This is a genomic window from Pedobacter sp. N23S346, assembly GCF_048515415.1.
GTDB lineage: Bacteria > Bacteroidota > Bacteroidia > Sphingobacteriales > Sphingobacteriaceae > Pedobacter.
Window position 1 is genome coordinate 225,114 of record NZ_JBLYEE010000006.1, and the last position, 16,387, is coordinate 241,500.

At 38.1% G+C, this 16,387-nt stretch carries 17 protein-coding genes; 7 read left to right on the forward strand and 10 right to left on the reverse strand.

What is annotated here, in order from left to right:
* Positions 1 to 128: 128 nt before the first annotated feature.
* The 5 genes from ACN1CD_RS12890 to ACN1CD_RS12910 all read left to right on the forward strand — a co-directional run bounded on the left by ACN1CD_RS12890 (position 129) and on the right by ACN1CD_RS12910 (position 4,159).
* Complete coding sequence (locus ACN1CD_RS12890; RefSeq protein ID WP_419130801.1) at positions 129 to 1,910, forward strand: aromatic amino acid hydroxylase; 1,782 nt, start codon at positions 129 to 131, stop codon at positions 1,908 to 1,910.
* An 18-nt stretch (positions 1,911 to 1,928) separates the two neighbouring features.
* On the forward strand, positions 1,929 to 2,174 hold the full coding sequence (locus ACN1CD_RS12895; RefSeq protein ID WP_419130802.1) for a hypothetical protein: 246 nt from the start codon (positions 1,929 to 1,931) through the stop codon (positions 2,172 to 2,174).
* A gap of 196 nt (positions 2,175 to 2,370) precedes the next feature.
* The gene (locus ACN1CD_RS12900; protein WP_419130803.1) at positions 2,371 to 3,072 is read left to right on the forward strand and encodes an SDR family oxidoreductase; all 702 of its coding nucleotides are present in this window, start codon (positions 2,371 to 2,373) and stop codon (positions 3,070 to 3,072) included.
* A gap of 57 nt (positions 3,073 to 3,129) precedes the next feature.
* The gene (locus tag ACN1CD_RS12905; RefSeq protein WP_419130804.1) at positions 3,130 to 3,495 is read left to right on the forward strand and encodes a DUF4870 domain-containing protein; all 366 of its coding nucleotides are present in this window, start codon (positions 3,130 to 3,132) and stop codon (positions 3,493 to 3,495) included.
* A 115-nt stretch (positions 3,496 to 3,610) separates the two neighbouring features.
* Complete coding sequence (locus tag ACN1CD_RS12910; protein WP_419130805.1) at positions 3,611 to 4,159, forward strand: C40 family peptidase; 549 nt, start codon at positions 3,611 to 3,613, stop codon at positions 4,157 to 4,159.
* Here the strand turns inward: ACN1CD_RS12910 and ACN1CD_RS12915 are convergent, their stop codons facing one another.
* From ACN1CD_RS12915 to ACN1CD_RS12930, 4 genes are all read right to left on the reverse strand, one after another.
* Positions 4,160 to 4,759 (reverse strand): YdeI/OmpD-associated family protein, encoded by a 600-nt coding sequence (locus ACN1CD_RS12915; protein ID WP_419130806.1) that lies wholly within the window; start codon positions 4,757 to 4,759, stop codon positions 4,160 to 4,162.
* A gap of 164 nt (positions 4,760 to 4,923) precedes the next feature.
* Positions 4,924 to 5,811 carry a flavin reductase family protein gene (locus ACN1CD_RS12920; RefSeq protein WP_419130807.1) on the reverse strand — a complete coding sequence of 296 codons (888 nt, stop codon included), beginning with the start codon at positions 5,809 to 5,811 and terminating at the stop codon, positions 4,924 to 4,926.
* A gap of 392 nt (positions 5,812 to 6,203) precedes the next feature.
* Positions 6,204 to 6,416 (reverse strand): four helix bundle protein, encoded by a 213-nt coding sequence (locus tag ACN1CD_RS12925; protein WP_419130808.1) that lies wholly within the window; start codon positions 6,414 to 6,416, stop codon positions 6,204 to 6,206.
* A 173-nt stretch (positions 6,417 to 6,589) separates the two neighbouring features.
* A complete protein-coding gene (locus ACN1CD_RS12930; RefSeq protein ID WP_419130809.1) occupies positions 6,590 to 7,585 on the reverse strand; it encodes a fumarylacetoacetate hydrolase family protein in 996 nt (331 codons plus the stop codon).
* Positions 7,586 to 7,973: 388 nt separating this feature from the next.
* On the opposite strand from ACN1CD_RS12930, the gene ACN1CD_RS12935 reads away from it, so the two are divergent.
* Both ACN1CD_RS12935 and hppD read left to right on the forward strand, forming a co-directional pair.
* Positions 7,974 to 9,140, forward strand: coding sequence for a homogentisate 1,2-dioxygenase (locus ACN1CD_RS12935; protein WP_419130810.1), 1,167 nt, complete (start codon positions 7,974 to 7,976; stop codon positions 9,138 to 9,140).
* Between the two features lie 169 nt (positions 9,141 to 9,309).
* On the forward strand, positions 9,310 to 10,440 hold the full coding sequence (hppD, locus tag ACN1CD_RS12940) for a 4-hydroxyphenylpyruvate dioxygenase (protein ID WP_419130811.1): 1,131 nt from the start codon (positions 9,310 to 9,312) through the stop codon (positions 10,438 to 10,440).
* 240 nt (positions 10,441 to 10,680) lie between these two features.
* Here the strand turns inward: hppD and ACN1CD_RS12945 are convergent, their stop codons facing one another.
* The 6 genes from ACN1CD_RS12945 to trxA all read right to left on the reverse strand — a co-directional run bounded on the left by ACN1CD_RS12945 (position 10,681) and on the right by trxA (position 16,216).
* The gene (locus tag ACN1CD_RS12945) at positions 10,681 to 11,199 is read right to left on the reverse strand and encodes a DsbA family protein (protein WP_419130812.1); all 519 of its coding nucleotides are present in this window, start codon (positions 11,197 to 11,199) and stop codon (positions 10,681 to 10,683) included.
* Between the two features lie 7 nt (positions 11,200 to 11,206).
* Positions 11,207 to 11,668, reverse strand: a complete 462-nt coding sequence (locus ACN1CD_RS12950) for a redoxin domain-containing protein (RefSeq protein ID WP_419130813.1) — start codon at positions 11,666 to 11,668, stop codon at positions 11,207 to 11,209.
* 22 nt (positions 11,669 to 11,690) lie between these two features.
* Positions 11,691 to 13,427 carry a thiamine pyrophosphate-dependent enzyme gene (locus ACN1CD_RS12955; protein WP_419130814.1) on the reverse strand — a complete coding sequence of 579 codons (1,737 nt, stop codon included), beginning with the start codon at positions 13,425 to 13,427 and terminating at the stop codon, positions 11,691 to 11,693.
* Positions 13,428 to 13,555: 128 nt separating this feature from the next.
* Positions 13,556 to 14,473: a DUF58 domain-containing protein gene (locus ACN1CD_RS12960; protein ID WP_419130815.1), complete on the reverse strand. Its 918-nt coding sequence runs from the start codon at positions 14,471 to 14,473 to the stop codon at positions 13,556 to 13,558.
* A gap of 108 nt (positions 14,474 to 14,581) precedes the next feature.
* Complete coding sequence (locus ACN1CD_RS12965; RefSeq protein WP_419130816.1) at positions 14,582 to 15,796, reverse strand: PQQ-dependent sugar dehydrogenase; 1,215 nt, start codon at positions 15,794 to 15,796, stop codon at positions 14,582 to 14,584.
* A gap of 99 nt (positions 15,797 to 15,895) precedes the next feature.
* Positions 15,896 to 16,216 (reverse strand): thioredoxin, encoded by a 321-nt coding sequence (gene trxA / locus ACN1CD_RS12970; protein ID WP_029275428.1) that lies wholly within the window; start codon positions 16,214 to 16,216, stop codon positions 15,896 to 15,898.
* Positions 16,217 to 16,387: the final 171 nt, after the last annotated feature.

A 16,387-nucleotide genomic window follows, 5' to 3' on the forward strand; every position in this document is an offset into this window, starting at 1 on the left:
TTTCTAATCTTTTAGATTCTGCTTGATGCATTTATTACGCCCGGCTGTCAATTTAGGCGTTAGCTTTCTTGTTTGGATAAATTCAACACCATAACTTAGCGGTCGACCAACTTATTTTCATGACCACTATGAGCCATTTTAATGACTTTAATAATGCGCAGGTAGCAAAACTGCCTAATCATTTAAAGCAATTTATTGTTAATCAGAATTACGAAAAATATACCCCGATAGATCAGGCTGTATGGCGCTACGTAATGCGTCAGAACTACAGCTATTTAAAAAACGTTGCCTACTACCCATATATTAAAGGTTTGCAAAGAGCAGGCTTAAGTATAGAATATATTCCTGATTTACAAACCATGAATGATAACTTGGGCAAGATTGGCTGGGGTGCTGTTACCGTTGATGGCTTCATTCCGCCAGCGGCTTTTATGGAGTACCAGGCCTATCGGGTGCTGGTTATTGCGGCTGATATCCGTCAGATTAATCATATAGAATATACTCCGGCGCCAGATATTATCCATGAAAGTGCAGGCCACGCGCCAATTATTGCCGATACCGATTACAACAATTACCTGAGTTATTTCGGTTCTATAGGCGCAAAAGCAATGTTTTCGGCTAAAGATTTCGAACTATATGAAGCCATCAGGAAGCTTTCCATTCTGAAAGAGGCTATTGATGCAGATGAAAATCAAATCGCAAAAGCAGAAAAAACATTGCGTTACATCAGCGAAAATATGGGCGAGCCTTCAGAAATGGCCTTGCTTGGTCGCTTACACTGGTGGACCGTTGAATATGGATTGATTGGAACGCTGGAAAACCCAAAAATTTATGGTGCAGGCTTACTTTCATCTATTGGTGAAAGCGCATCCTGTATGACTAAAGAAGTTAAAAAATTATGGTATAACATGGATACCATCAATTATCAATACGACATTACCAAACCACAGCCTCAGCTTTTCGTAACCGAAACTTTTCAAAATTTAAAAGATGTTTTGGAGCAATTTGCAGATACCATGGCTTTCCGCCGTGGTGGCATGGAAAGCATTATGAAAGCCATTGCCTGTAAAAACGTCGCTACAGCCGTTTACTCATCAGGTTTGCAGGTGAGCGGCGTGTTTACCGATATTGGAGTAGGCTTAGCTGATGAGGTTACTTTCCTTAAAACTACAGGTGCTTCTGCCCTGGCTTATAATGGAAAACAATTAAATAGCCATGGGAAAAATTATCATGCAGATGGATTTTCATCGCCAGTTGGCCGATTAAGAGATGCGACTAAAGCCCTGGATGATTATAGCGATGATGAAGTTAAGTGCTTAAAAAATGTTGATGGAGATAAAGCACAATTGATCTTCGAAAGCGGAATAAAGGTTGAAGGCCAAATCACCGAAATTCTAAGGGAAGATGGGAAAATATTACTGATTACGTTTGTTAACTGTACCGTAACCGAAAGCAATCAGAATATTCTTTTTAAACCAGAATGGGGTAATTATGATATGGCTGTGGGCGAGAAAATTGTTTCTGTTTTTAATGGCGCTGCCGATAAGGATGCCTTTGAAGTGATTACGCTGATAAGCGAAGAAAAAACACATCAAATTGTTTACGATGAGAAAACCGTAAAGTTGCACCAATTATACAAACGCGTACGGGAAATTCGCGAAAGTGGTGAAAATCTGGAGGCACTCACCGAAATTTTTGATCAGTTAAAACGAAATCACCGGCAAGACTGGCTCTGTGCGTTAGAGGTTTTAGAGATTATTTTTCATAAGAAGATTTATCATCAGTTGGAAAAGGAAATCCAGGTTTACCTGGAAATAAAAGCAGGAAAAGAATCAGATCATAAAAAACTCATTAACGATGGTTTGCATGTGATTAAAAATCCAGTGAGCCAATTAATTGTTAACGAATAATTTATTAACTTTACGGTTATGACAACGGTAACGGTACAAGTAGACAATGAACAAAATGCAGCACTTTTAGAAAAAATGCTTAAGGCTTTGTCGTTTGTTGAAACCGTTAATGTTGATCATTCCTTCTTGGCTGAAGAGCCCAAAGGATCTTATCAAAAACTCAAGCAAGCGATAGACAAAGCAGATGGAAATGATGTGTTAACGCACATTGATGACCCTTCAAAATGGCAAAAAGATATCAGGGATGAATGGGGAATTAATTAACGGAAATCTAATAGTTAAAATTGGGAATAAGTTAAAAGTCGGTCGTCACCCTGAATTTATTTCAGGGTCTTTATAGCATGAAAGATGCTGAAATAAATTCAGCATGACGAACTTGCTGTTCAAACCCACTCAAAAATTATTATAGTCCTAAAACATTACATCCTTTTAACTTTACAACAATTTTTAACATTTTTTAATGAACATTATAATTACCGGAGCGAGTAGCGGAATAGGATTTGAAACTGCATTAGAGTTTAGTTTACAGAAAGAAAATAAGATTGTTGCCATTGCCCGTTCGGCAGATAAATTGCGTAAACTCCTGGAAATTGCCAGGGGAATTAATCCTGATTGTACCCTTCTACCAGTCGAATTCGATATTGTAAATGATGATTATGCGGCACTTATTCCTTTTTTGAAAGAACATTTGGGGCATATCGATATCCTGATCAACAACGCAGGTTCATTAATTAATAAGCCATTTTTAGAAACAACAGAGGTAGATTTGGGTGAAATGCTGCAAAGCAACGTAATTTCGCATTTCAGAATGATTCAAAACACCTTGCCGTTATTACAAAGTGGCAGCCATATTGTAAATATTGGCAGTATGGGCGGTTTTCAGGGCAGTGTTAAATTCCCAGGCTTATCAGCTTACTCGGCCAGTAAAGCGGCATTACACACGTTAACAGAATGTCTGGCTTTTGAATTAGCTGAAACAGGAATTAAAATAAATTGTTTAGCTTTGGGCTCAGCACAAACAGAGATGCTGGAAACAGCTTTTCCGGGTTATCAGAGCCCGGTAATGGCTTTTGAAATGGGTAAATATGTTGCAGACTTTGCAAAAACAGGAAATAAATTTTTTAATGGAAAAATTATACCAGTTGCAGTTTCAACACCATAATAAAACTTTAACAAGTTATTAAACGCTACCAGAGAACACTTTAATCTAAATAATAATATGGAAACAAACAAAAATTTCACAACATCAACAGACAACGGTAAAGGTGCTGCAATCGTAAGCTACATCTTTTTAATCGGCTGGCTGATCTCTTTTTTCGCAATTTATAAAGAAAATAAAACTTCTTTATCAACCTATCACTTACGTCAGTCATTATTGCTTCACTTAAGCATTATCGTTATTAATATTTTAATTACGATAATCCTGACGATTGCGCCATTAGCATTTTTAGCTTATATCAGTTACGCAATTGGTATCATTTATTTGATATTTATCGTAATGGGTGCAATTAGTGCAAGCAATTTACAAAATAAGCCTTTGCCAGTTATTGGCGATAAAGCACAAACTTTATTTTCAAGTATTTAATACTTTTAAAGTATATTTAATGAAGCCCGGACAATCGTTCGGGCTTCATTGTTTTAACGAGTTTTCCACATTCCTAACCTCGGTTGTTTTTTTTTTATATCTTGCCAATCAACATATGAAGAAAATAACATTTGTAATTCTGTTTTTCATTTTGTCTGCAAGCGCAGTGAATGCTCAAAACATCATCCCTGCTCAATATCAGGATTTGGTTAAAAAGTTAGTCGCTACTTTACCAAGAAATACTTCAACAAACTTTAATAGCGGTTCCACAGCAAGTTCTGAAACTTTAATAGACTTTGCCAAAAGTATGCTCGGAATCCGTTATCGTTATGCTACAAGTAATCCGAAAATCGGTTTTGATTGTTCAGGTTTCGTAAGTTATGTTTTCAGTAATTTTGGTTTTAAGGTTCCGCGTTCTTCAAGAGAATTTAGTGGTGCAGGAAAAGAAACTACCCTGCAAAATGCTAAAGTCGGCGATGTATTGATCTTTACCGGAAGCAATTCCAGAGTGAGAAGAATCGGACATGTTGGTATTGTTTATTCAATCGATGAAAATGGAATAAAATTCATCCATGCCTCTTCTGGCAAAGCACATAGCGTTACCATTACCGAACTTAATGGCCATTACAGAAATCGTTTTATGAAGATTGTAAGTATAATTTAATTACTTTTCATACTTCCACATCCTGCTTTTTCCTTCGCTGATCCATTCTATTGAAGTTTCTAAACGCTTTTGTCTGGTCGTTTCTGTCTTCGCCTCTTCTAACCAGATTACATAATCCTTTTTTTTAGAAACACTGAAGTTTTGGAAAACATCCATAGCTATAAAATCTTTTTGCAAAGCATCTATGAAATATTGTGGAATAATGAGTTCCTGAGGATTTGCTTTAGGCTTCGCCGGAAGTTTAATCCCGTCTTCATTTAGTTGAATGGCTTGTTGAATATAGGCGATCAGAATTTCATCAGCAGGCAGATCTGCAAAAGATTTGATCTTGCCTAGCATCCCCATAGCACTACTCGTTTCGAAAATATTGAATTCATCCTCTATTAAAGAACCCTTCCAAAAGCCAAAAGCACAGTGATGCTTGAAAGCCGCCATATGACAAACGGAACCTTTGAAATCAAAAAATGGCATCCCCCATTTGGTTTTTTCTTCAATTCTGGCATCAGCATGGTGCACCAGCATTCTTAAATGCTCCAATATTGGAATGGCAAATGGTGCCGATTTGATGATGTATTGATCGACTTGTACAGATGTATGCATAGCTATGGGAATTACAATAATCAAATTCGAACTGTTAAGGTTAACAAGCGCTAAGTACGCTTCGTTATTTAAAGTATTTATTATTTCCTTAAAAGTTCCAATTCTAACGTTGACTTTATTTTGTTTGAATTTGTGGATTATAAAAATACTACATGGCTAGTAAATTAAAGCAAAACGACCTTCAATGCCAGTTCCACACGCCCTGTACTGAGATACTGCCGGGCGAGCTCATGTAACTCCCGTTCCCTGTTTGTGGTATCGCCAATGGTTGCATCTAAAACTTCTTTAACTTGTGGGTCTGAAGCGATCAAATCTATCTCTTCATCTGTTGGAAGATGTTCTACATTTCCTAACATCCCCAGATCATTACCGGTTAAGACTTTAGATAACCGTACTGATTTCGGTAGCGAATCTACACCAATGCCCAATTTTGCTAAAGGCTTCGCTACTTTAAATAAATTATCTGCTGTAACCCTGCAATACCAATCGCCGCCCAAACGCGCAACCAGATCTATTTTTTCCTGATCTATTTTACCTTTGCTATTAAGTACATTTTCATTAATATGAATTAATTTAATTTCCGCCAGAATAAGGTTCCCAGCGCCATGACTATCTCCTAACGGAATGACCTGATTAACCACACACTCAAATTGTACAGGCGCTTCTGCAACCCTAGGTGGTTTAACCAAATCAGATTTAAGCATAGTGAAACCTGCTTTTTCAAATTCGTTTACCCCTTTCGCATATTCCGTACTGGCCAGGCTCATCTGTTGAACCATATCATAATTCACAATATTGATCACACATTCCTTTACCTGAAGCACATTTTCAAGCGTATGTTTAGTGGTATTATCGCGCACCCGCCGCGCAGGTGAAAAAACACAAATCGGAGGCTTGGTACTAAACATGTTGAAAAAACTGAATGGACTCAAATTGATATTCCCTTCATGATCTAGGGTTGAAGCGAAACAAATTGGCCTTGGTGCAATGGCATATTGCAGATAATCTTGCAACTGTACAGCAGATAAATCTTCAGTTTTTAAAGTCAGCATAGGTGTTTTAAAGAGGTTATGGGGTTAGGGGTTTAGATGTGGGTTAGGCGTTAATGTTGTAAAGTTTAAATGTTAGAATAAGGGTTTAAAAATTGGCCTGCATTAAGTATAGTTAATGTTAAATGGGTTAATGTTGTAAAGTTGAAATAAGAGTTTAAAAGTTGGCCAGCATTTCGCCTAAGTGAACGTAAAAATTAAAAATAAAAGATCTGTAACGATAAAAACAATTGAAAATACAAGTAACTAAATCCCCTTCTTTAATGCTTTTTTCTTCTTCTCGAAATCTTGCAGATAATCAATAAAACGTTTCGTTTTGGAAGAGAATTCTATGCATTTTTCATAGAGAAATTTAAAATTTACGTCAGATAGTTTCTTTGCTTCTAACATGATAATTATTTTATTCTAAACTCTCCTGATGAGCCTTTTGCATAAGTTAAAAAACGGATAAAATCAGGATTATTGTTATACTCAAATCCTTCTGCAACATTATCAGACATTGACATTGTAGCCCTACGAAACTGATCTTTTAATCCAAAATTAGATTTCATTGGCTCCAAATCAGAGATACGATAAACTTCTACTCCAACTTGTTTGCAATCTGCCATATCTGTAAATCTTCAAATTTCTCAATTTTTGCCATTCTCAAACTATATTATGGAAATGTCAGCATTCAGAGATAAACACACTAAACGCTTAGAACTTTTCAACCTCTTCCCAATTTCCAACATTCCAACTTCTTCCAGCTTTTCAACTTCCTTCAACCTCTTCTCAACAATATTTATTTCTTCAAAGCCAAAATAGAAAAATCGGTATTTGCTTTCGTAATGGTATTGGTTAAAGCACCTAAGCCTGTAATCTCCATTTCTACAACATCACCCGGTTGCAACCATTGTGCCTGGTAATTTGGATCGTTTAATAAACCCGTTCCATTTAGTTCCAGAAAACATCCTGTTCCAACTGTACCCGATCCGATTACATCACCTGGAAGAATATCAACGCCATAAGCACAACGCTCAATAATCTCAGCGAAAGTCCAGTCCATATCTTCGGCATTACCTTTAGATACTTCAATCCCGTTTACCCTGCAGGTCATTTTTAAGTTATAAGCATTTCCAACGTGACCGTCTTTCGCGGCAACTTTGTATGGTTCCAATTCATCTGGCGTAACCAACCACGGGCCAATTACAGTCGAAAAATCTTTTCCCTTTGCCGGGCCGAGATTTAACAACATTTCTTCCATCTGCAAAGTTCTGGCGCTCACATCGTTCATCACCATATAACCAGCAATATATTCATCAGCTTCTGCGGCTTTAATATTTCTACCCTTTTTACCAATTACAATGGCTAATTCCAGTTCAAAATCTAGTTTTTCAAAATGATCCGGCATGCATTCAATTTCACCAGTTCCCTGAATGGCATTATGATTGGTGAAATAGAAAATCGGATATTCATCAAATTGAGGGATCATGTCTACCTTACGATTGCGGCGCGCCGCGGCAACATGCTGCCTGAATGCATAGCCATCCCGGCAACTTGTAGGGTTTGGCACTGGCGCTAGAATTTCGTAAAAGATCTCTTCCTTGGCGGCTAAGCTTCCCTCTTTTATCTGGGTATCAACCTTTTTAGCCCGCTCCATTAATACTTCACCACCTTGCAAAAACTCATTCATATTGTCTGGCAGCAGTTTATCGCAGCTATTTAAGTTATAAATATGTCCGTCGATGAACAGACCTAAATGGATAATGTCTTCGGTTTTATAGGATACGAATTTCATATGATTTGGTTAAAATACGGGGTAAATATAGTAAAAAGGTGTAGCGTTCAAAATCATACCGTTTTTGGTATTGCCATAATAAGCAAATCTGGAATGGACATCGAATTATTGATCTCTGGTACTTAAAAAGCTTGCTAATTAAAATTATTAAAAATTTCTTCTTGACAAAAAAATACTTAATTTAGCACCATCAAAACCATGATCTTAAAAGCATTACATATCAATTTAGTGAACGACGCCATTGCTGCACGTCGCTATAAGATGCTATCTAAGTTGATCATGGCACAATATTCTTTATAGTCTTTCCCCCTTTTTATTTGATTGAAACGCCATGGCGTTCTAATTATTTCTTCTTTTAGATTTTATTTCTAACCTAACATCAATCTATATGCCTGTTTATCATAAATTGGGGCAAATACCCGCAAAACGACATACAGTTTTTCGCAAACCAGATGGAAATCTTTATGCTGAAGAACTGGTATCTACCGAAGGCTTTTCGAGTTTGTATTCGCTTGTTTACCATTGTTATCCGCCGACAATAGTGAAGCATTTGAGCGAGCCTTACAGCGTAGAGCCTAAAATTGCCAGAGAAAAACACCTGAAACATACCAGCTTAATGGGTTTTAATATTAAACCCGAGGATGATTATCTAAAAAGCCGGAAACCTGTTTTAGTAAATAGTGATTTACATATCGTACTGGCTGCACCTAAAAAATCAATGATTGATTATTTCTATAAAAACAGCCAGGCTGATGAGATGATTTTCGTTCATGAGGGATCGGGAAAGCTGAAAACAGGATTTGGAGAGATCAAATTTGCTTATGGCGATTACCTGATTATCCCCCGGGGCACTATTTACCAGATGGAATTTGACAACGAACAAAACAGGTTGTTCATCGTAGAAAGTTTTAGTCCGCTACGGCCTCCAAAAAGATATCTTAACCAATACGGGCAATTAATGGAACACTCTCCTTATTGCGAAAGGGATTTACGGTTACCCGAAAATTTACAAACTCACGATGAACATGGCGATTTCAAGGTGCTCATTAAAAAACAAGGCTTAATTTATCCTTACACTTACGGCACTCATCCTTTTGATTACGTAGGTTGGGATGGCTATCATTACCCTTACGCTTTTTCCATTCACGATTTCGAACCAATTACCGGTCGCCTTCATCAGCCGCCACCTGTACACCAAACCTTCGAAGGCCATAATTTCGTGGTTTGCTCATTTGTTCCACGCAAGTATGATTACCATCCAGATTCCATTCCTGCTCCCTATAACCACAGCAACGTAGATAGTGATGAAGTACTTTATTATGTTGATGGAGATTTTATGAGCCGGAAAAGTGTGGTGAAAGGACAAATCACCCTACATCCTGGTGGAATTCCTCACGGACCTCATCCCGGCACAGTAGAAAAATCTATCGGGAAGGAAAAGACAGATGAACTCGCGGTGATGATTGATCCTTTTAAACCGTTGATGCTTACTGAAGAGGCAATTTCAATTGAAGATGAAAATTATCACAAAAGCTGGCAAGTCAATGTTGAATAAAGAAAGTCGGGGGACGGAAGACCGAGGTCCGATGATCATGCTTCATATCATCAATTCACTAAAAATTGTTTATTTAAAATAAATTCTTCCGATTTCGGACATCCGACTTTGGACTTTAAAAAAATAATCTTCGGACACCCGACTTCGGACTCCGAACTACCTTAATTATATGGAAACACAAACTTTTGCAGAAAAAATATCAAAGGCACCAGATTTTCTGCCCATTAACGGAACAGATTATATAGAATTTTATGTAGGAAATGCTAAACAGGCAGCCCATTATTACAAAACGGCATTTGGCTTTCAAAGCCTGGCTTATGCCGGTCCGGAAACGGGTGTTCGCGATCGAGCCTCTTACGTACTACAGCAAGGAAAAATCAGGCTAATTTTAACAACTGCTTTAAAATCAGATCATGAAATTTCAGAACATGTAAAAAGACATGGTGATGGCGTAAAGATTCTGGCTTTATGGGTTGAAGATGCTTACAATGCTTTCGAAGAAACCACTAAACGTGGTGCGAAACCATATATGGAGCCAAAAACGCTAACCGACGAAAATGGCGAGGTTAAAATGAGTGGAATTTACACTTATGGGGAAACGGTTCACATGTTTATCGAACGTAAAAACTATTCAGGAGCTTTTATGCCTGGCTACTGCGTTTGGGAAAGTGATTATCAACCTGCTGATGCCGGACTTTTATATATCGATCATTGTGTTGGCAACGTGGGCTGGAACCGGATGAATGAGGCTGTGCAATGGTATGAAGAGGTGATGGGCTTTGTAAATATTCTATCTTTTGATGATAAACAAATTAACACAGAATATTCTGCCCTCATGAGCAAGGTGATGAGCAATGGAAACGGCTTCTCTAAATTCCCGATTAATGAACCTGCCGAAGGCAAAAAGAAATCGCAAATTGAAGAATACTTGGAGTATTATGAAGGTGAAGGTGTACAGCATATTGCGGTTGCGACGAAAGACATTGTCAAAACAGTTAAAGAATTAAAATCTCGTGGAGTAGAATTTTTAAGCGCGCCACCTGAAGCTTACTATAACATGATGCCACAACGTGTGGGCAAAATTGATGAAGAAATCGCTCTTTTAGAAAGCCTGGGTATTTTAGTTGATTGTGATGAAGAAGGTTATTTACTACAGATTTTCACCAAGCCGATTGAGGATAGACCGACACTATTCTTCGAGATTATTCAGCGGAAAGGTGCACAAAGCTTTGGCGCCGGAAACTTTAAAGCACTTTTTGAATCGCTGGAACGAGAGCAGGAATTAAGAGGTAATTTGTAATTTAGATTAAAGACCAAAGAGCCAGGAATAAAGACCAGAATATATTTATGCTTTGATCTTTATTTCTTACTTCGTTTCTTCACTAAAACTTCATAAACGAAGTGCACCTTTGATATAACAAAACACCAGAAGCGATTTCCGTTTTGTTAAATTCTAAAAACTTCATAATTAGTTTTTTAGTTTTCCGGTTACCCTTATCTGATACCTCATGTATTGCAAAATACATGAGGTTTTTTGTTTCTATTCGGCACTTTCTTTAAGCATTTCAAACAGCTCATCTGGTCCACCGTCGAATTTTGTTCCGTTAACATAAAAAGAGGGCGTTCCGTTTACACCACTTCTCACACCACTTTCAAAATCGTCTTCTACCTTTTGCTTCACTGCCTCTTCTAAAATATCCTTTTGAAATTGTTCCACATCTAAACCAATGGTTTCTGCCAGTTCTTCAAAAAGATCATCACTTAAGCGATATTGATTTTCATAAATAGCCTCATGCATTTCCCAGAATTTATCCTGCAATGCTGCAGCTTCTGCCGCTAGTGCTGCCGGGAAAGCAAACTCATGAGCTTCCTGAAGTGGAAAGTGTCTAAAAACAAACCTGATCTGATCGCCAAAGGTCTGCTCTATTTCTTTAATAATTGGATAGGCATGCGCACAATGTGGACATTGATAATCTCCATACTCAACAATGGTAATGGATGCAGCATCAGATCCTTCTACATGATCTTTACTGCTTACTTCTGGTTTTAAGGTACTCATAAGCGCTTTATTTTTTTTCTAATTCTTCCAAGGCATCTAATATTCCATCTGCACCAGGGTTAACAGCCGTTGGCGATAAATAACTCCAGGCAATTTTCCCATCTTTATCGATAACAAAAAGTGCTCTTTTACTCTCTCCTACTTCATCATCATAAACACCATAAGCTTTCGAAACTTCGCCTTTTGGCTCAAAATCAGCCAGGAGCGGAAAATGAAGTTTTCTATCCTGCTGAAAAGCATTATGGCACCAGGTACTATCTACCGATATGCCAATTATCTGTGCATCATGTTTACTAAAATACTTCAGCATTTCATTGTACAGCGCCATTTGATCACCGCAAACCGGACTCCAATCGGCAGGATAAAAAGCCAGAATGACATTTTTCCCTTTAAAATCTTTCAATTTGATCTTTTGATCTGGTGTGGCATTCAATTCAAAATCGGGTGCAATTGTTCCTTTTTCTAACATGCTTTTTTATATTTATTTCAGGTTATAAAACTTCGCCTAAATGTTTGTAGTTGGATTTTATGGTATTAAATACTTCACTCATTTTTCCGCCGAGCATTAACTTGGTCATCGAAATAGTCATTCCTTTTACCTGCTCCCATTCTATTTTCGGTGGCATAGCCAATGCATTAGGATTGGTCATAATGTTTAACAACACCGGACCATCTTCTGCAAAAGCATTAGCAATGCCTATTTCTACATCTTCAGGTTTGCTGATGGTTACCCCTTTAAAACCCATTGCCTGTGCAACCAGCGCAAAATCAGGATTGATCATATCTGTTTCATTATCTGGCAAACCATCCACTTCCATTTCAAGCTTCACCATTCCTAATGCACGGTTGTTAAACACGATGATTTTTATGGGTAAATTGTATTGTTTAATGGTAGCCAAATCTCCCAACAACATGGATAATCCTCCATCGCCACAAAGGGCAATAACTTGTTTTTCAGGATGAGCAAGTGCTGCTCCTATTGCCATTGGCATGGCATTGGCCATCGAGCCGTGATTAAATGACCCAAGCATCTTTCTTTGTCCGGTTCCATCTATAAATCTGGCACCCCAAACACAACACATCCCGGTATCCACCGTATAAATTGCGTCCTGATTGCTTAATCGGTTAATCGTATCAGCTACATATTCTGGCTGAATTTTATTTTCTGAGCCCTGATCTTTAACATAACTAAGCTGACTTTCTTTCACTTTTCCATAAAACTCAAGTTGCGCTTTTAAAAAGCTATCATCAGCTTTCGTGGCGATTAATGGCAGCAGAGCAGATAATGAATCTTTGATATCACCGCATAAACCCATATGAAGTTTTGCCCTTCTGCCTAACCTTTCAGGACTTTCATCAATCTGAATGATTTTATTTTTCTCTGGCATGAAGTTCTGATAAGGAAAATCAGTTCCCAATAGCAATACAACATCCGATTCGTGCATACTGTGATAAGCAGACGGTTGACCGAGGAGGCCTGTCATCCCGATTTCGTAAGGATTATGATATTGAATGCCCATCTTCCCACGGAAAGAGAAACCAACGGGCGCTTTTAGTTTTTCAGCTAAAGCAACTACCTCATCGTGAGCTTCAGCAGCGCCAATACCACAATAAATCGTAATTTTTTTACCTTCATTCAGGCTATCGGCTAATAAATTAAGATCATGATCATTAGGCCTAATTACAGGTTTGCTTCTAAATAATTGCATAGAAGTTTCACTTTCTACCGCATCCAGCTGTGCAACATCGCCTGGCAAACCAAAAACAGCAACACCCTTGTTGTGTACAGCATGTTGAATAGCGGCCTGAAACATTCGTGGCACCTGAGCAGCAGTAGTTGCGATTTGATTATACGAACTGCAATCATCAAACAATTTTGTAGTATTGGTTTCCTGGAAATAGTCCATTCCAAATTGCCCGGTATCAATGGTTGATGCAATGGCAATCACCGGAACGTGAGATTTATGCGCATCATACAAACCGTTAATAAGGTGTACATGCCCCGGACCGCAGCTTCCTGCGCAACAGGCTAAGCCATCTAATTCTGCCTCTGCAGCGGCAGCGAATGCACCCACTTCTTCGTTACGAACATGAATCCACTTAATTTTCCCATTTCGCCGTACGGCATCATTAAAATAATTTAAACTATCACCGGTAACCGCGTAAACTCTTTTTACGCCAGCCTCAACCAGCATTTCTACCAGCTGCTCTGCAACATTTTTAGCCATGATATTATTTTTAAAGCAAGGCAATTCGCCTTAGTAAATATGATTACTATTTATACTTAAAAAACGATGGGATTGTTTGCATGGATTTACAGTGTTTTGTAATATTTGGTTAAGAAATTAGATCTGATTTAACCGAGCTTTTGCCTTTTAATCAAATAAGCCTGAAGTACAGGATAAAAACCATCTGCTATATCTGCATCGATCAAATCAACTTTGTACTGTACACATTTCAATGCAATTTGCTGCCGATAATCGGTTATAGCTACTTTGTAATTATCTTTAACCTGATTGGTATGTACTTTGATGGTATCTCCGGTTTCCATATCAATGAATTGATATGGGCGATTTTCAAATTCAAAAGCGACTTCTTTGGATTTATCAACCACGTTAAAAACTACAATTTCGTGTTTATTAAATTTGAGGTGCTGCAAAGCGTCAAAAAACAGATCGGTTTGCTCTAGGCTGGTTTGGGTATTGAATAAATCACTAAAAATAACCACCAGCGACCGCTTATGGATGAGATCGGCAACCTGGTGAAGTGACTCGCTTAAATTCGTTTTCGCATTAACTTTTGGTTTTTCCAGAAGTTCCTCCAGCTTTGCAAATAAAAATTTCTGATGAACCGTAGTCGATTTTGCAGGTGAATTTAATAAAATTTCATCCGTAAATAGACTTAGTCCGAAGGCATCGCGCTGCTTTTTCAGCAGGTACATTAATGATGCGGCGGCCTGGATTGAGAAGGTAAGTTTATTATTCTTCGGCTCTGGAAAATACATCGAAGAGGAAGCATCAATTACAAATTGGCAGCGAAGGTTGGTTTCTTCTTCAAAACGTTTGCTGTAAAGCTTATCGGTTTTCGCGAATAATTTCCAGTCGATATTTTTTATGTTATCACCGCTATTGTATTGGCGATGCTCTGCAAACTCAACCGAAAAACCATGAAAAGGGCTTTTATGTAATCCAGTGATAAAACCTTCTACTACCTGGCTTGCTAGTAGCTCGAGATTCCCAAAGCTACTTTCCTGATCATATTTTATGGCCTGCATATCGTAAAGCTAATAAAAAGATTAGCGTAATAAAAACCTCATAGGTTTTTGAAACCTATGAGGTTTAAACACATTTTATTTATCGGCTGGTGTTCCAACTGCCGAAACTTATTTTGCTGCTATTTTATAAAGTTTTCCATTGTCGGTTATGGCGTATAAAGCACCATCTTTTTCGACTAAATCGCGGAAACGTTCACCCTTTCCTTCCAATAGTCTTTCTTCACCAACAATTTTATTGTCTTTAATTACCAGGCGGATAATATGCGAGCCACTCAATGCGCCGACAAATAAATTCCCTTTCCATGCCGGAATTTTATCGCTGTTGTAAAAGGCGATTGAGCCTGGCGAAATTACCGGGTTCCAGTAGTAAACGGGTTGTTCCATTCCTTCTTTCTGTTGAATCCCATCGCCCACAGCCTTTCCGCTATATTCAATCCCGTAAGTGATTACTGGCCAACCATAGTTTTTACCCGGTTTGATGAGGTTAACTTCATCGCCACCACGCGGACCAAATTCTGCTTCCCATAAATCACCTGTCTGCGGATTAATAGCCAAACCATCAGGATTTCTAAACCCATAAGCATGGATCTCTGGTTTTGCTCCTGCTTTTCCTGCAAATGGCCCATTTGGCACTGGCTTTCCATCCTTCGTAATATGTAAGATTTTTCCTAAAGAAGAATTTAGCGCTTGCGCCTGGATCCTAACTTCTTTATCTGATCTTTCACCCGCACTTACAAAAAGGTTCCCATCTTTATCGAAAACGATTCTCGATCCATATTGCAATTTACCCGTGTGTGCTGGTGTTGCCCGATAGATAATGGCTTGATTTTCTATCTTCGTTTCACTGGCAGATAACTTTCCTTTGGCAATGGCTAATAAAACACCTTTCGCCTGAGGTTCTGAATAAGCCCAGTAAATCATTTTATTCTTGGCGAAGTCAGGATCTAAAGTTACATCCAATAAACCACCTTGTCCGGATGCATCTACTTTGGGTAAACCTTCGATTTTCTTCAGGAGTTTTCCATCCGGGCCCAATATAACCATCGATCCCTGTTTCTGAGTGATTAAAAACCCTCCATTTGGTAGAACTGCAATCCCCCAGGGATTTTCCAGTTTCTCGTTGATGACCGAAATCGATAAAGGCGTTTCTGTTTTCACCCCGGCGATTCTGGTTTGCCCTTCAAATGCTGGTTTATAGTCTGCTGTAGGTTTGTCGGTTTCAACAGGATTCTGGCCTGAAACGTATGCAATGTTTACGCAGTTTAAAGCGAAACCTGCAATAATAACCCCTAATGATTTGTTGTTGAATAGATTGATAGGCATGATTCAATATTTTTATTAAATAAACAAAAAAATAACGCAATAAAAAACCCGAATTCTGTAACGAATTCGGGTAGTATATTTAAATAACTTAAATCTTAATTAAGCTAATTGTTTGTTCAATTTTTCAGCCAATACTGATTTTGGAACTGCACCAACTTGCTTATCTACAACCTGACCGTCTTTAAAGTATAATAAGGCCGGGATATTACGAATACCAAACTGCATTGAAATTTGAGGGTTGTTATCAACATTTACTTTTCCAACTACTGCTTTACCATCGTATTCTTTAGCGATTTCTTCTACAACAGGACCAACCATGCGACAAGGGCCACACCATTCTGCCCAAAAATCTACTAACACGGGTTTATCTGATTTTAATACAAGCTCCTCAAAGTTTGCATCGGTGATTTCTAATGCCATAATTATTTTTTTTATGTTCAAATATATGTATTCAATTGCAATGCCAACTATAACGTAATGTCAATTTGACACTCTTATGGTTTGTTGGTTTTTTAGTTAATTGGATTTTGGGAAAATAATTTCACGATAAGTATACACCTAAACAACAAACTAACTAACCAACAAAATAAC

Excerpts from the sequence above, each read along its gene's own strand:
- ACN1CD_RS12890 (WP_419130801.1), top strand. The coding sequence starts at position 129 with ATGAGCCATTTTAATGACTTTAATAATGCGCAGGTAGCAAAACTGCCT.
- ACN1CD_RS12895 (WP_419130802.1), top strand. The coding sequence starts at position 1,929 with ATGACAACGGTAACGGTACAAGTAGACAATGAACAAAATGCAGCACTT.
- ACN1CD_RS12900 (WP_419130803.1), top strand. The coding sequence starts at position 2,371 with ATGAACATTATAATTACCGGAGCGAGTAGCGGAATAGGATTTGAAACT.
- ACN1CD_RS12905 (WP_419130804.1), top strand. The coding sequence starts at position 3,130 with ATGGAAACAAACAAAAATTTCACAACATCAACAGACAACGGTAAAGGT.
- ACN1CD_RS12910 (WP_419130805.1), top strand. The coding sequence starts at position 3,611 with ATGAAGAAAATAACATTTGTAATTCTGTTTTTCATTTTGTCTGCAAGC.
- ACN1CD_RS12915 (WP_419130806.1), bottom strand. The coding sequence starts at position 4,759 with ATGCATACATCTGTACAAGTCGATCAATACATCATCAAATCGGCACCA.
- ACN1CD_RS12920 (WP_419130807.1), bottom strand. The coding sequence starts at position 5,811 with ATGCTGACTTTAAAAACTGAAGATTTATCTGCTGTACAGTTGCAAGAT.
- ACN1CD_RS12925 (WP_419130808.1), bottom strand. The coding sequence starts at position 6,416 with ATGGCAGATTGCAAACAAGTTGGAGTAGAAGTTTATCGTATCTCTGAT.
- ACN1CD_RS12930 (WP_419130809.1), bottom strand. The coding sequence starts at position 7,585 with ATGAAATTCGTATCCTATAAAACCGAAGACATTATCCATTTAGGTCTG.
- ACN1CD_RS12935 (WP_419130810.1), top strand. The coding sequence starts at position 7,974 with ATGCCTGTTTATCATAAATTGGGGCAAATACCCGCAAAACGACATACA.
- hppD (WP_419130811.1), top strand. The coding sequence starts at position 9,310 with ATGGAAACACAAACTTTTGCAGAAAAAATATCAAAGGCACCAGATTTT.
- ACN1CD_RS12945 (WP_419130812.1), bottom strand. The coding sequence starts at position 11,199 with ATGAGTACCTTAAAACCAGAAGTAAGCAGTAAAGATCATGTAGAAGGA.
- ACN1CD_RS12950 (WP_419130813.1), bottom strand. The coding sequence starts at position 11,668 with ATGTTAGAAAAAGGAACAATTGCACCCGATTTTGAATTGAATGCCACA.
- ACN1CD_RS12955 (WP_419130814.1), bottom strand. The coding sequence starts at position 13,427 with ATGGCTAAAAATGTTGCAGAGCAGCTGGTAGAAATGCTGGTTGAGGCT.
- ACN1CD_RS12960 (WP_419130815.1), bottom strand. The coding sequence starts at position 14,473 with ATGCAGGCCATAAAATATGATCAGGAAAGTAGCTTTGGGAATCTCGAG.
- ACN1CD_RS12965 (WP_419130816.1), bottom strand. The coding sequence starts at position 15,796 with ATGCCTATCAATCTATTCAACAACAAATCATTAGGGGTTATTATTGCA.
- trxA (WP_029275428.1), bottom strand. The coding sequence starts at position 16,216 with ATGGCATTAGAAATCACCGATGCAAACTTTGAGGAGCTTGTATTAAAA.